The sequence below is a fragment of the Undibacterium pigrum genome, from assembly GCF_003201815.1.
GTDB classification, from domain to species: Bacteria; Pseudomonadota; Gammaproteobacteria; order Burkholderiales; family Burkholderiaceae_D; genus Undibacterium; species Undibacterium pigrum.
Window position 1 is genome coordinate 64584 of the sequence record NZ_QJKB01000015.1, and the last position, 15026, is coordinate 79609.

Consider the following 15026-nt stretch of genomic DNA (forward strand, 5'->3'; position numbering starts at 1 on the left):
CAGTGCATTACAAAGTCTAATGATTGAAGATGAAAAATCTTGATATTGCCTTGCTCAGGACTTTTTTGCATGTGGCCGAAACCCGCAGCATGACCTTTGCCGCGCAGAGGCTGCATATGACGCAGGGCGCAGTCAGCCAGCAAATCAAGCGGCTGGAAGAGGTGCTGGACAGGCGTCTGCTAGACAGAGGCAAGAGCGGCATCACACTGACACCGGAAGGTGAACTCCTGCTGCTCAAGGCGCGCAGCATGGTCGAGATGAATGACAGCATCCTGGCGGCAATGGCGGTGACAGAAGTGGCAGGCACGGTGCGCCTGGGTGTGCCGCATGATTTGATGGTGATGCACCTGCCCACTATCCTGCCCGCGTTTGTCAAAGCTTATCCACAGGTAGAGATATCCCTGCTGGCAGGTTCATCGACAGAATTGCGTAAAAATTTTGACAGCGGCCTGCTTGATCTCGCCATCATCGAAGAGCCTGCAGTAAGTACTGAGGGAGAATTACTGTGCCTCGAAAGACCCGTCTGGGCAGGCAAGCGCGATGGCAGGGCATGGCAAAAACGCCCGCTGCCCATCTGCCTGGTCTCCGACACTTGCGTCTTCAAACCCAGCGTCATACGCGAACTGGCCAGGGCCAGCATAGACTGGCGCAATGTCCTTGATTATCCCAGCATGGAAGCCATCACTGCCACCGTGCAGGCCGATCTGGCAGTGACAGCCTTGCTGCCATCGACCGTGCCGCCCGGACTGGATGTACTTGGTGCAGAAGCAGGCTTGCCCCAGTTGGATGAATTCGCCATCAGCCTGCGCATGCCCGCGCACGGGGCCAGTGCAGCGAGCATGGCGCTGGCGGAGGCGATACGGGTAGAGTATGCGGCGAAGCGCGCGATTTCGTAGCTTGGGTCAAGCTACGTTTAATTGTGGACTTTAAAAAAAACCAAACATCTCACCACAGAGGCACAGAGACACAGAGGTAGCACAGAGATAAACCGAGGATTAGAGGGGTAAGTGACACGCTCTAATACCAGCAACATATATGCCCTCTCAAAGATTTTCTCTGTGCCCACTCTGTGTCTCTGTGCCTCTGTGTTGAGTGGTCTTGAAGTTAGCAGCAGGGCCAGGCTCAAGCTACGGCCCGGCAAAAAAATCAACGCGCTAATTCCTGATCCCACTTGATGACCCATTCCTCAGGATCAGGCTGGCCATAAACTGACAGGCGTTTTTTCGCCATGCGTGCCCAGCGTGCCAGCCATGACATGCCATATTGACGGCTGGGTCCTGCTGGCAGTAGATAAGCCGGGTCTTGCAATGCCTCTTCCAGGGTGATGAACTGATAGCCGCGTTGTTCAAGCTTGCTCAGCATCTTGTCCAGCATGTCAGCATTCAATAGCGACGCATGGATGTTGAGGATGTGCGAAACCTGCCGCCCAAACATTTCATCACTCATGGTTTCGAAGGTGTTGACGGCACGGTCAAGATTGGCCAGATAAGCCTTGCGCAGGCGTTCGGCATCTTCCTTGCGGTTTTTCAGCACCGCATCTTCATACACGCGGGCATAGGTGAAATCATCATGCTCTATCGTGAAAGGTGCGATCTTGTAGTCATGCTGCTGCAGGAAGTCTTCAAACTGCTTTTGCACTTCAGCGTTATCGCCCGTCTGGTTGTGCGGGTAGCGGTAATAGCGCGGCACCTGTTTGCGCTCCTGCATCAGCCAGCGGGTGAAGGTGTCACCACGCAGTACGGCTTCCTGATATTTTGCCAGGCTGCTGCCATGAAAACCCAGATGACCAAAATTATGATTACCCAGTTCCATGCCCGCATCCAGCCATGACTCCAGCATGCCTATGCGGGCATCGACCTCACCCTTGACCAGCAAACGGTCTTCATTGACAAAGCCCAGTGCCTTGACCTTGTGCGCCTGCAAAGCCGCCAGTATGGCCTTGGTCGCACGCTGCTCATCGGCCAGTTTCAAACGCCGGGTTTCAAATGGCAAGTCGTCAATGGTGATGGCAATACGGCGCACGACAGGTGTCGCGCTGCCTGTATCTGGCTTGTTTTGCACCTGCGCGCCAACAGGTGCCATGACCAGGACCAGCGCGGCAGACGCCAGCAAATACCTGCCGCAGGAGGACAGTTTTTTATACACAGAATTCATTGAATACCATTATTGTTATATCGTCTCAGGCAGGTCGAATGGAACCTGCCTTGAGTAAAAAATCAAATCAAAAGATGTCACTATTGAATTGACACAAGAATAATGAGTATAGTGCTATCAAGCAATTCTGCAAAGTTTGCTTAGGCTGAGCGTCGCCAGGCTCATGAAGCCTAGCCCAATCTGCGATTAACAGTAAGCGTATTTACCCACCAACATAAACAGGCAAACTCAACAAGCCTTCCAGCTTGTCGACCGTGCCAGGTATACGCTCCAGACGCGGGTAGCGCAGCGAGCCGGTATAGTTGATTGCAACGCTACGCGTTTTTCCATCCGCCATGAAAGTCAGCTCTATCGCCTCCTTCGATACCGCTGCTGCTTTGATCACCTGCTTCAATACCGTATCCGAATACGCTTCCTTATTCACGTTCAGCAAGCGCGCACCCAGGCTGATGCCAGCGCGAAAGGCCGGGCCTTCCCATGTCACGCTGTTGACCACGCCTTTGCCATTGACTGTCAGGCCCAGCGAATGAGAAAAATCCGTCGCACCTGCATCCACTTCCATCTTCGTGAAATAGTCTGTGGGTTCATCGGTATAAATCAGGCGATAGCCGCTGCGTGTCAGGCCATCCAGTGCGTGGCTGGCATCGTGGGCTTGCAGGCGAGTGGCGAAGTAGGTGGCCCAGTCATAAGGCACGAGTTGGTTCAAGCCCTTGCAGATATCCGCAAAGGTATAGGTGCTGATCGCACTGTTCGCCTTGCCACCACCAAAGAACTTGCCAGCGAAATCTGCCAGGCCGAATTTGCCTGAGGAGCGTTCGCGCATCAGCATCTCTACATCCAGCCACAGCATCACACCTTCGACATAATAGTCTTCGCGGCGCTGCCAGTCGCGCCAGCGCACTGCGGCCTTGCCGCCCGCCATATAGATGGGGTCTATGGTGCTGTCCTGCAGTGACTTCCATTGCCTGCCCACGCGGGCGCTGACAAAGGCGGCATCCATCGCCAGTGCATCGAGGCTTTGCTGGAGCGTCATGAAACCCAGGTGCGAAGTCAGTATGCGTCCCCAGAATTCTGTCTGCCCTTCATACATCCACAGCAGGCTGCCGCGCATGGGCATGTTAAGGTTGGGCGTCCATAAATCGGCAGGCTGGCGGTAGCGGCCATTCCAGGCATGGGCATATTCATGCGGATGCAGGCTGGCAATGCGTAATTGCGCATCGGCATTCGAGAAAAAATCAGCGGGCAGATTGATCTCTGTCGATTCTGAATGTTCGGCACCACCGCCAGAAAATATCGTATCCGACAGCGTCACCAGAAAATCAAAATGCGGATAAGGCTGACCCTTGAACAGTTTGGGAACAGCCGCCACCATGGACTGATACCTGGCCAGAAATTCTGGCGTGATGGCAACCGCAGCCTCAGAGTCGCCCAGCATATTCAAACGTACCGGCACAGCCGCACCCGTAGGTGTGAGTTCTACCCGTTTGAAATATCGCCCTGCATACACAGGTGCATCCATGAGTTTTTCAACACTGGTTTGTTTGAAGCTGATCTGCTTGCCATTGACCACATTGCTGTCCAGCGAAGTAGCAAATTGAAAGTCTTTAGGCAGGGTGAGGGAGGCAGTGCTGGCAATATTGCGCAGATACCAGCCCGCCGGATACAGCGCCAGCTTGGACCATTGCAATTTCAAAATGTCCGGTGACAAACCACGGCTGGTTGGCAGTATCTGGAAATCCAGCTTCAGTTCTCGCGCAGTTTTTGGCACGGTGATATGAAAGGCATACGGGTTCACCGCATCGCGTTGCCATGCCAGCTTTGTCTCACCTGCCATGATGTTCAGGCCAGCCAGGTCAGCCACTGTTTGCGTGGCAGCATGGCTGGTGGTTTCCCATTCAGGATACAGCAAGACCATGTGGCCGCTTTTTTGCACGGGTATGCTTTGCCGCACACGAATGATCTTGTGCACCGTATCAGAGGCATCCACATCCAGTGTCATGACACCATGAAATACCCGGTCACGCGGTGCTTCTATCTGTGGCGCTGGTGTTGCTGCTTTAGGGCCTGTGTCAGCATGCACCAGTCCTGTAAAAGCGATCTGCGAAAAAGTCAGGATAAGGATGGGCAGTATTTTAGTCATGGGCAATCTGTTAACAAAAATTCTCGATAAGTTTGCACTTAATGTTGTGCACCTAAGTTTACATTTATCGTCTTCAGAGTGTCAGGCCATTTTTAAGGCATAAAGTTCCATCACAAACATGCTTGCATGGCTTGCCAGCATGTTTATCTCAAGGCACGGCTGAATTGCCGCAAGTCTTCAGCATAAGCCTGGGTTTGCTCCCATGCCGGGAAATGCCCGCCGCGGGCTGGGCTGGTATATTGGACGAGATTATAAAAACGCGCTGCCCATTCTTTTGGGGCGACTACCAGTTCCCTGGGCCACATGCACACCGCCGTGGGTACACTGACCCTGTCGTGCAACTGCAAGGCCGGACGAAAGTGGCGCGCCTCGTAGTAATAACGCATGGACGAGCCTATGGTTTGCGTAACCCAGTACAGCAACAGATTATCCAGCAACATCTGCTCAGGGAAAACTTCAAACAGATTGTCACCAACATCGCTCCAGTTTTTGAATTTTTCCAGTATCCAGCTCGCCAGGCCCAGCGGTGAGTCATTCAGGGCATAGGCCAGGGTTTGCGGTCTGGTTGCCTGCAAATGCAGGTAGGCACCTTCCTTGTCGCTCCATTGTTTTACGCTCTCCATATAAGCCAGCTCTGCCTTGCTGAGGTCAGTGGCACTGGCTATGCCTGGTGGCTCGACCACTGCCGACAGATGTATGCCTTTGATGGCTTGCGGATATTTCAGTGCCATACGGGTTGCCACACCTGCACCAACGTCCGTGCCGGATACCATATAGCTGCTGTAACCCAGCCCCTCATGCATGAGGCGGTGAAACAGGTCTATGGTCTGCACCTGCTTGGGCATGGAAGGGCGCGCAGACAAACCAAAGCCGGGATGGGCGGGGATGATGACATCAAAAGCGTCGTCAATATCAACATCCGCATCATTACCTCCATGACTGCCAGGATCAGCCAGCATGGGCGCGAGCCGGGTGTATTCAACGAAGCTAGAAGGCCAGCCATTGCTCAGCAGCAGCGGCTGCGGCTTTTTAGATTTACTCCTGCCTTTGAAATATAAAAAATGAATATGAAAACCATCGATCTCTGCCTGGTAGTGCGGCAGCGCATTGAGCCGGCTTATCGCCTCATTGATGTCATACCGCGTTTGCCAAAAATCGATCAGATGGCGTAGCGGCTGCGTGGCCGTGCCATATGACCAGTCGTCGACGATGGCATCTGCCCAGCGTGCATTGCTTAATCTTTGCAGGAGATCATTTGCGTGTGAGACATCTAATGGTGCATGCCATGGTGTGATTTTCATTTTGGGTCCTTGCGGTTTATAGTCAGACTGAGATGCTGGCTGGCCTGTGGATTGTTCAGCACTTATCCCCAACGCAATGGCGAGCAAAAACTGGCGGCGATGCATACTGTTTTCTGTAAAGTCCTCTGGTCTGGTAAGATTAAATTAATCAAGCACATCTCAAAAGCAATCATTTTTAATGAATTGGTAAGCATGGCTAATCAATGATGCGTATCCCTTTGCAATTTCTTCCTGCTTTTCGCGCCGCTGCCCAGTTGCAAAGCCTGCGTGCGGCCGCTTCGCTGTTGAACCTGACACCCAGCGCCATCAGCCAGCAGATCAGTGCGCTGGAGCAGCAGCTAGGGTTTGCCTTGTTTGAGAGGCAGGGCAGGCGGGTTTTGTTGAATGCGGCTGGCAAAATTTTCCTGCAAAGTGTAGACGCAGCACTCGATGGACTGGAAGCAGGTGCCAGGGCCGCCAGGGCTGGAGAAAGCGCCGGTGCCGACACCGTGCTGCGTCTCACTGTTGTGCCATCGTTTGCCCAGCGCTGGTTGTTGCCACGCATAGGCCACTGGCGCGAACGTCACCCGCATATCCGCCTGAGTATTGAGGCTACCCAGCAAAGCCGTGACTTGCAGTCGCAAGACCTGCATGCCGGTATTCGTTTTGGTAACGGCCATTGGCAAGGGCTGGAGGCAGAAATGCTGTCAGACCTGGACTTGCCCCTGCTGGTGGTTGGCTCACCTCTTGCAGCGCGCAGGCTCAAGGATTGCACGCCAGAACAAATCGCCCGCGAACCCCTGCTGGGCGACCCGCTGGTGTGGCAGCGTTGGCTGGACGCAGCAGGCATCAAGGGCAAGGTAGTGCCGGTCGCCAGCTTTGCCGAGACTGGCCTCATGTTGCAGGCTGCAGAGCATGACCTGGGGCTGGCGCTGGCCCGTGGCGTATATACGGTGGATGCGCTGGCAAATGGCAATCTGGTGCAAGTCTCGCAGGTAATAGCCCGGCACGATTTGCGGCAACGCTACTATCTCGTCTACCCACCCGCACTGCGCAACTGGGCACCCTTGCTGCATTTGCGTACGTGGCTCTTTGAAGAACTGCAGGAATCACGCAAGCAAATGGTCGCCATGGGCATCATGCCTGTATCTTTATCTTAACCATGCAGGCACAGGCCCCGCATCATTGGCATACACATCCCACACACTGTTTTCTGGTGCTGAAATTGCCGCCGCAACCATGGCAGCGGCCAGGTCTGGCCTTGCTATCGTGCGTTTCATGTCGAGACGATGATTAGCCTTCGCAGACAACATGGCGGCTGTTGCTGACCTGGTCGTTTCAATTTCATTTTCCAGCACATCAACCAGGCGCGGCGCACGCAAGATCACATACGGCAGGCCGCTATCCACAAGTGCCTGTTCCCTGTCCACGATATTCTTTTGCATGCCGCGTTTTGCCAGGTTCAGCAAATGCCAGGTCAGTGATGATTTGCCCGGCCCCATGACAGACAGCAGGACAATGCGTGGTGGTTTTGCGTGACGCTGTACACCATTCAGCACATTCACGAAACCATCAAACATCACAGAGCGTATCAACGGTTTTGATGCAAATGCCTTGTGGATATCCACCGTAAAAAACACTGCTTCCAGCTCACCTGCCAGTGCTGCGGCAATGGCTTCTGGCTTGCCCACATCGGCAACGACGGGCTTGATCAATTCTGTTGCTGCGGGTGGCTTGCGTGCAATGGCACGCACAGTATGACCCTGGCTGGCCAGCAAACGGGTGATGGCCAAACCTGTGCCGCTGCTGGCACCGACGACTGCGTATTCTTTCATGATCATTCTCTTTTCTTGTCGGACCTACACAAAACCGCCCCAGCTGCGTTGCAGCGCCTAGCCGTACTAAAGTACTGTCTTCGTCGCAGCGCCTTGCTGGGACAATTTTGTGTAAGTCCTGATTTTTGTTTATATGTTTTTCAAAACGGCTACCAACTGGCCATTCATGACAGGCGCGCTGGCAACAAAATTGGGGCTGGATAAAGTCCAGGGTTGGCCTGTCCAGTCTGTTATCTGGCCACCCGCTTCAGTCACCAGCAAGGCACCGCTGACGAGGCCAGACAAGACATTGCCGTGCTGCCAGAATGCATCGAGTTGTCCGCTGGCGACCTGTACCAGTTGCATGGTGGCAGGTACAGCCATGCGCACCAGCAGCGCATGTTCCAGCATGGCCGTGACAGACTGGCCTATCTTGCTGTAAGCCAGCTTGCCTTCACCCGGTGTCGCCTGGCCAGTGCTGACCAGGGCCGCTGCCAAGCTGGGCTTTTGCGATACATGCAGGGGCTGGCCGTTCAGATAAGCACCGCCACCGCGCACTGCCGTATACAGCTTTGCTGCCAGCGGTTCAGCAACTACCGTCAGCACAGGTACATTGTCACGTACCAGCGTTGCCGTCACTGCCCATTCAGTCGTGCCGTGGATATGGTTGACATTGCCTTCTGCCGGGTCAGCCACCCACCATTCACCAGCAGGCAGGGGGCCACGGGATTTTTCATCATCCAGCCATTGCACATCAGGGCGCAGGGCCAGTAGAGACTCACGCAATTGCGCGGTGACGGCAACGTCATTGTCTTCTATCATCGTCAGCAGTTGCGGCAAGTCAGCAGGACGTGCATCTGGCTTGAAACGCTGGAGCAGCAGGTCAGCCGCCTGACGCACGGCTATCGCGGTGGCGTTTAATAACTGTTGATCGTTTTCATATTGTGTTTGCATGATTATTTGCCTTCCTTGAGTTCGTTGTGTTCGTTGTGTTCAACAAAGTAGAGATATAATATGAGTTATCGCTCATATTTGAAACTCGCATTCATGACCAAGCCCATCAAGAAGGCCGCCACCCCGCTGGCCCCTCGTAAAAGCCCCACACAAGCCCGCTCTGTCGCTACCGTAGAAGCGATCCTGCAAGCTGCTGCTCACATTCTCGAAACTGAAGGCCTCAGTGCCTGCTCCACCAATGCCGTGGCAAGAAAGGCTGGCGTCAGCATAGGTTCGCTGTACCAGTACTTCCCCTCGAAAGACGCCATTAGCAGGGCGCTGATACTGGAACAAACCACCGCACTCGTTGAAGATGCCGAGAAAATAGATCTGCAGCAGGGTGGCCGGAAGGCACTGGAAGACTTGATCGATGTCGCCATCACCCACCAGCTAAAAAGACCGGCGCTGGCAAAAATACTCGACGCAGAAGAACTGCGCCTGCCCGTCGCCGCAGACCTCAAACGCCAGTCCACCCGCCTGCGCAAAACCGTGCACGACATACTCTCTCAGACTGATATGCCAGAAGGTGCCAACGATGCAGAAGTCATGGCCGATTTAATGGGCATCATCAAGGGTCTGGTCGATGCAGCAGGCGCGCGGGTAGACACTAGTGCCGCCAATTTGCGCAAGCGGGTAAGGAGGGCGGTGTTTGGGTATCTGGATGCGGGGGAATAGCGAGCTTGAGCATTGGTTGATCGGCAGCTACGAAAATTAATGATTGGCCATGCGGTCGCTCTTGCTGTATCTTGATCCCGTTTAATTTTTTAAGGAATCTAGCGTGAAAGCTTGGAAATGGGGATCAATTATCATCGTCTGCGCTGTCGGCATTGTCGCATTTGCGGCGAAACAAGGGGCTGATGATCAACGTCGCTTGCGCACAGCCCTGGCCATGACCGGGGGGTATGCTGGTATGACAGAGGGGCAAGTCAATGAGCTGATTACCAGCGTCTCAAACAAAGGTATAGGCACGGTAGGACAGACCCGTGAAGTGGCTTTCTGGCTGATATGCAGCGGTCGAGTTACCTACAAGGACATGGAACCATTAACCCAATCGGCATTGCACCTGATGTCTGCGGAAAAGATCAGTGAAAGAGCAGCAGTGACCACCATCATTAAGATGCTGGATCCGTCAGCGGGTGCAGCTCTGGATAGATGTCCGAAATAAAAATGAAATTGGTGTGAGCCCGCGTAGACACGATCAGTGCGTCCCTATCGCTTGAACGAAAGAACTATACCTCACCCTCTCTCCCATAAGAATGCACCATGGCAAATATTGATGAAGACAAAATTGTCCTTGAATTAATCTCAAAAAAAGATGCCAGGATGAATTGGTACAATCTGGAGATAGCATTGTCTCGTCAAGGGTTTGATGGGAGTATAAATGCGGTACAAATTTTGGAGCGGTTGTTATCGGAGGGATTTCTTGAGACAATTTCTAATCAACAGTTGCCGTATCCTGTTTATAAAATTACGGATGCTGGCCGAGCCCGCGCGGGTACGATTAGCACAACTTGATCGTACGCATGCGATGGCGGAAATAGCTATAGACCTCAAGAATATGCAGTGATCGCCGACTATATATCTCTGCGCGAGAGCGATGTATCCTTGGTTAAAAATCATGCAACAGCCATGTTTTCAGGCAGCATAGAAAATTGCGGCTGGCCATGCATACGATTGCGCTGCGCTAATCGTACCTGCATCTCTGACGTAAGTTTCGCAGGATGTCGGGCGCGCGAGGGCTGCTTGTTGTATCGAGATAGAACATTCCCGAATGAAGCAGCGTCAGGTTTCGTTTTGGACTGCTCCAGTTCGATATATACTCTTGTCGATATTTGCTATTGTAGTTTCGATGGCGATCCCCCTTCAACGATCTGGACATTTTCCATGCTCAATTTACTGAAATCCGCAGTCCTATTTGTCGCTTTCCTCGGCGCCAGTTTCCACACGGACGCAAGTACCACCATCACGCAAGATGGCAAACCCGTCACGGTGGTTGAATTGGCGGGCTATGCTATTGTCAACAAAAGCTCCCCCGATTTCGCGACCATGGGGACGATTACTTCCGACGGGGACGTTGTCATGCTTCCCACGAAGACGGACGGCAAGGTGTACACCAAACAGGAAGTGAAGGATCGCGGCTTTTTTAGGGTGACAGCTTATTCCGGGTCGTTGACGCAGCAAGATTTCGATGGCGTGCGCGCGAAGATGCGCAACGAGAAGCCGGCATCACCTGCGAACAAGCATACGATTTGGCAGGAAACCTCCAATCTGATACTGTTCTACAAGATCGATTCGATTCCGGTTCAGGGTGACTACGACAAGATCGTACAGGCGAGCGGATTTATCCGCTTGAACGGCAAGATGATCGGCATTACGGGCACGCGCCCGCTGCGGAACAATGGGGATCTCGAAGCCTTGCATCATCTGTTGGCCGACTGGGCGGCAAACATGCAGAAGGCCAACGAGGGTGCTCGAATCAAACCCTGACAGCTTGAGCATAATGGCCGTGTATTCTTGCACCAGGCCGCGAGCTGTCCGTCAATCATTGCGCCGCAACCTGCATCTCCAGATTGGTGGTCGGCAAATGGATAATCTAATCAAACAATATAAATGCATAAAATAAGAATCAATTTATGAGCAAGAAATCTGCCACAATTCTCGGGTTCATTTTCGCACCTTTAATTGCGGCATTAATGATTGCCCTGAGGTCGCCAATTTTTAGCCTCCAAGACTTCACTGCCTACGGCTTGATCTTATTTTTTTATTTTTTTACACTTATTACTACTATCTTATTGGGAGTACCAGCGTTTCTATTGCTTGATCACTTCAAGTTGGTTACCTGGTGGTCTACCGTTGGAGTGGGAACAGTTATCGGTGGGTTAGTGGGAATTTTAATCCGACTACCGAGTGTTCCGCATTTAAATGATTTGTTACCGATGACACCAATCGGCACTGTATCTGCATGCGTTTTTTGGCTCATTTGGCGAACTGCGCAAGAGCCTGTGTAGATACGATTAGCGCAGCATAATCGTACAAAACCGTAGCCCTCCAAAAGAGCGAAAGGCCTCGAGACTATCGCATACTCATTGCCAGTCTATCTCATAATGAAAGTGGTTTATTGTTGACTGAAAACCGCAAAATCCCCACCCTGCAGAAACTGGCTTGAACAGGTAGCAAGCGTACTATTACGATTACGCTTGCCCAATGCGTATCTGCTTCCCTTGGCTTAATAAGAGGAATCAAGCGTTTGTATCTGAAGGGTTATTGATTGGATCATGGAAGCTCCCGTAGCCACGGCAAGTGGAGCGTAACAATAAAATCGGACTGTCTGCCGCGGTCGCAGACCTGAAACACCAGTCCACCCGCCTGTGCAAAACCCTGCACGACGCACTCTTTAAGGCAGATATGCCAGAAGGCGCCTTGATCAAAAATATGAGCTGTACCTTATTATTCACAAATATTGGCTATGGCTTATATTTAGCTTAATTGGCAAGCTTTAAATAGAATATTATTAGCTTTGGCATATATTTTGAAATATAAGCTACAGCATATATATTGAGAATATAAGTCACAGCATGTATATTGAAATTCTGGCTCAAAAGATTTTTGCAGTCAGGCAGCAACTCCGACCGTTCATAGCTTATCTGATCACTTTATAAACAGGCATTTGTGCGTGAATTGCATGATAGTTAATTCTTATGGCTAATTCTTATCCCATTCAATTTGCTACCCAGCTACGCCACCATCTTCGCGCATTCAGGAAAAAGCGTGACCTCACACAAGCGCAATTAGGGGCTCTCATCGGGGTAAGCCAGGGGCGAATCGCAGAAATTGAGGCAAATCCTGGCCTGGTCAGTTTTGATCAATTGATGCAATTACTATCGATACTGGACGTGAACATCGTATTAAGCGAAATGTCAGCAGTGACCAGTAGTCAAAACCCGACGTATGCCAGTGGCGTGAGCAATACCGCGCCACAGGAAGTTAAAGAACTGGATAGCCCCAATGAGGCATTGCAAAAGCTCAATGAACCAAGCATCAACAACGTGGCATCGAAGCAAATGCATGACCTGGGCAATGTCAGGAAAGGCTCCTGGTGACCCGATCATTACATGTGTGGATGAATGGCGAACTGGTGGGGGCCTGGCAGGTCGACCGTGATTCACATACCTTCAGATATGAGGCGACCTGGCTGGAGTCGCCCCATAGCCGGTCTTTGTCACTTTCCATGCCCATCAGTAGTTCGCTGGAAATCAAGGGCGAGGCCGTCAAAAACTACTTCGATAATTTACTGCCCGACAGTCATCACATCCGTAAGAGGCTGGCGAAACGTTTCAAGGCAGGTACAGACATTTTCAGCTTGCTTGAAGCCATAGGCCGCGACTGTGTAGGTGCAGTGCAATTGCTTCCTGACGGCGCCACGCCAGATGGATGGAATCGCATCGCCTATGAAGCGCTCTCTGATGAAGAGATTGAACAATATTTGCAGGCCGTTCCTTCTGACATGCGATTCGTTCCAGATGATGACCTGTTTCGCATCTCCATTGCTGGTGCACAAGAAAAAACAGCCTTCCTTCAATACCAACATCAATGGTGTCGCCCACATGGTGCCACGCCTACGACGCATATATTTAAATTGCCCCTCGGGATCATTGGCGGAACGCGTCTGGACATGTCGGATTCTGTCGAAAACGATTGGCTGTGCGCGCAAATTATCGCCGCGATGGGTTTGCCCGTCGCCACGACATCCATGGCGAAATTTGGAGAACAAAAAGCCCTGGTCGTTGAACGTTTTGATCGTGCATGGATGGACGATGGTCGCTGGATAGCCCGTCTGCCGCAAGAAGATTTTTGTCAGGCACTTGGCATATCGCCTGATCAAAAATATGAAGCCGATGGCGGCCCAGGCATGCAGCAATGCCTGCGTTTACTCCAGCGCAGCTCACAAGCCAGCGACACCCTGTTTTTTATACTGACGCAATTGCTCTTTTTCTTGCTGAGAGCCACAGACGGCCACGCAAAAAATTATTCCCTCTTTACAGGGCGCAATGACATATACCAGATGACACCCCTGTACGATGTCTTATCGGTATGGCCTTATCTCGATAAACCGAAACAACTTGATTCGCATAAAGCGGGCCTGGCCATGGCCCTGCGTTCAAAAAATCCTCACTACCGTTTCAAAGAAATCCAGACGCGCCACTGGCATGACCTGGCAATGAAAAACGGTGGCCCTGCCACCTGGGCGGCAATGCAGTTATTTGCAAGTCGTGTAGACCTAGCCTTGGCTCATGTAGAAACCTTGCTGCCAGCTGATTTTCCGGTAATGACCTGGGACGCGATTTCGAAGGGAACACGTCTGGAAGCTGAGCGCTTTCTTGCAAATGCAGCGGGGATTGAGAAGTCGTAGCGGCTATGAGTCTGGATTTCATGGCAGCGTACAGTTGGCAACCCATGTAGATATGATTAGTGCCAGCGTAATCGTACAAAACCATGTACCTCAAAAAAGAAAAGAAACTCAAGCACATCGCATGGTCATAGCCAGCCCATCTCAACATGAACATGGTCTATTGTTGACTGAGAATCGCAAAGAAACCATGGTGAAGAAGTTGGTTGGAACTGGTAGCATGCGTACGATGATGCTGCGTTAATGGCACCTCCATCACTGCCTTTATTTTTCAGAGTAAATGGCATAAAAGTGGATGAATAATTCAATATTGAAATTACCAAACAGGATATGATTGATGACAAGAACTGGTGAGCTTATTGACGAGCTTCTGTCGCTTTGCGACCAAATTCGTCCCGGCTATCGTGAAAGTTTGGGGCGTGGTTTACCTAGGATAGAAGCAGAACAAAGGTTAAAAACGATTATCAAATCATCAGTTGATATACCCGAATTATTTCTGGAAATATATTGTCAAGTCGATGGTACTTTGAGAGATGTAGCTGACCAAAAAGTCATGGATTTTATTCCCGGCTATCGTCTGATCCATATAGACGAACTTGAAGAAGAGTTTCAGAAATTCATGGCAATTCTTGGACCATCTCGACATCATAATTTTCCGTTCCTCGCGAATTATTCCAGTGACTTTGTTTGCATTGAAAGCGAGCCCGAAAATAGAGGAAATAAAATTGGTAGCTTTCTACATGACGACCCTCAATTTGAGTTGATGCATTCAAGCGCAGAAGATTTTTTGACGACTGTCATTGCTTTTTACAGGGAGAATGTATATTTTCTGGACGCTGACGGATTTCTTGATTATGACTTTGATAAACAAGCATTTTTGGGTAATCGATTAAATAACGGGATATTATATTGGCAATAAATTTACAAGATTGCTGATGCACAGTCGAAGTCTACGTAGATACGATTAGCGTCAGCGTAATCGTACACAACCGTGTACTACAAAAAGGGAAAAGACCTCAAGCATATCGCATGTTCATCGTCTGTCTATCTCAACATGAACATGGTTTATTGATTGAGAACCGCAAAGGAGCCATGGTGTAGAAGCAGGTTGTGGCAGGTAGCATGCGTACGATTACGCTTGCGCTAATCGTACCTTGTATTATGACGCTTTCGGTAGTTATTCGTTAATATAGCTACTAACAAGTTCTTGGTAGGCATATCAAGATCGAGTGACTGGA

The 15026-nt window shown here is 51.2% G+C and carries 15 protein-coding genes; 10 read left to right on the forward strand and 5 right to left on the reverse strand.

All coding sequences use genetic code 11. The features are described 5' to 3' along the window. Nucleotides 1-29: 29 nt before the first annotated feature. Nucleotides 30-896, forward strand: coding sequence for a LysR family transcriptional regulator (locus tag DFR42_RS25780; protein ID WP_110257938.1), 867 nt, complete (start codon nt 30-32; stop codon nt 894-896). Nucleotides 897-1146: 250 nt separating this feature from the next. Here DFR42_RS25780 and DFR42_RS25785 read toward each other — a convergent pair whose 3' ends face one another. The 3 genes from DFR42_RS25785 to DFR42_RS25795 all read right to left on the reverse strand — a co-directional run bounded on the left by DFR42_RS25785 (nt 1147) and on the right by DFR42_RS25795 (nt 5595). Next, entirely contained in the window at nt 1147-2154 is a 1008-nt protein-coding gene (locus DFR42_RS25785) for a polysaccharide deacetylase family protein (protein WP_110257939.1), read from the reverse strand. A 202-nt stretch (nt 2155-2356) separates the two neighbouring features. Next, nucleotides 2357-4294, reverse strand: coding sequence for a M61 family metallopeptidase (locus tag DFR42_RS25790; protein ID WP_110257940.1), 1938 nt, complete (start codon nt 4292-4294; stop codon nt 2357-2359). A gap of 143 nt (nt 4295-4437) precedes the next feature. Continuing rightward, nucleotides 4438-5595, reverse strand: a complete 1158-nt coding sequence (locus DFR42_RS25795; RefSeq protein ID WP_170133687.1) for an epoxide hydrolase family protein — start codon at nt 5593-5595, stop codon at nt 4438-4440. Nucleotides 5596-5798: 203 nt separating this feature from the next. Between DFR42_RS25795 and DFR42_RS25800 the strand changes: the two genes are divergently transcribed. Then, complete coding sequence (locus DFR42_RS25800) at nt 5799-6734, forward strand: LysR substrate-binding domain-containing protein (protein WP_342766870.1); 936 nt, start codon at nt 5799-5801, stop codon at nt 6732-6734. Here DFR42_RS25800 and DFR42_RS25805 read toward each other — a convergent pair. Both DFR42_RS25805 and DFR42_RS25810 read right to left on the reverse strand, forming a co-directional pair. Further along, a complete protein-coding gene (locus DFR42_RS25805; RefSeq protein ID WP_170133688.1) occupies nt 6726-7409 on the reverse strand; it encodes an NAD(P)H-binding protein in 684 nt (227 codons plus the stop codon). The two genes, DFR42_RS25800 and DFR42_RS25805, sit on opposite strands and share 9 nt — an antisense overlap. Before the next feature lie 129 nt (nt 7410-7538). Beyond that, nucleotides 7539-8342 (reverse strand): inositol monophosphatase family protein, encoded by an 804-nt coding sequence (locus DFR42_RS25810; RefSeq protein WP_110257943.1) that lies wholly within the window; start codon nt 8340-8342, stop codon nt 7539-7541. A gap of 60 nt (nt 8343-8402) precedes the next feature. On the opposite strand from DFR42_RS25810, the gene DFR42_RS25815 reads away from it, so the two are divergent. From DFR42_RS25815 to DFR42_RS25860, 8 genes are all read left to right on the forward strand, one after another. Continuing rightward, on the forward strand, nt 8403-9056 hold the full coding sequence (locus tag DFR42_RS25815; RefSeq protein WP_211324422.1) for a TetR/AcrR family transcriptional regulator: 654 nt from the start codon (nt 8403-8405) through the stop codon (nt 9054-9056). 103 nt (nt 9057-9159) lie between these two features. Further along, entirely contained in the window at nt 9160-9546 is a 387-nt protein-coding gene (locus tag DFR42_RS25820; RefSeq protein ID WP_110257945.1) for a phage tail length tape measure family protein, read from the forward strand. Between the two features lie 98 nt (nt 9547-9644). After that, nucleotides 9645-9896, forward strand: a complete 252-nt coding sequence (locus DFR42_RS25825) for a hypothetical protein (protein ID WP_110257946.1) — start codon at nt 9645-9647, stop codon at nt 9894-9896. A 369-nt stretch (nt 9897-10265) separates the two neighbouring features. Further along, nucleotides 10266-10868: a hypothetical protein gene (locus tag DFR42_RS25830; RefSeq protein WP_110257947.1), complete on the forward strand. Its 603-nt coding sequence runs from the start codon at nt 10266-10268 to the stop codon at nt 10866-10868. Between the two features lie 146 nt (nt 10869-11014). Further along, nucleotides 11015-11389: a hypothetical protein gene (locus DFR42_RS25835; RefSeq protein WP_110257948.1), complete on the forward strand. Its 375-nt coding sequence runs from the start codon at nt 11015-11017 to the stop codon at nt 11387-11389. Between the two features lie 690 nt (nt 11390-12079). After that, nucleotides 12080-12481 carry a helix-turn-helix domain-containing protein gene (locus tag DFR42_RS25845; protein ID WP_110257950.1) on the forward strand — a complete coding sequence of 134 codons (402 nt, stop codon included), beginning with the start codon at nt 12080-12082 and terminating at the stop codon, nt 12479-12481. Between the two features lie 20 nt (nt 12482-12501). Next, on the forward strand, nt 12502-13791 hold the full coding sequence (locus DFR42_RS25850; RefSeq protein ID WP_110257951.1) for a type II toxin-antitoxin system HipA family toxin: 1290 nt from the start codon (nt 12502-12504) through the stop codon (nt 13789-13791). A 334-nt stretch (nt 13792-14125) separates the two neighbouring features. Continuing rightward, complete coding sequence (locus DFR42_RS25860) at nt 14126-14707, forward strand: SMI1/KNR4 family protein (RefSeq protein WP_110257953.1); 582 nt, start codon at nt 14126-14128, stop codon at nt 14705-14707. Nucleotides 14708-15026: the final 319 nt, after the last annotated feature.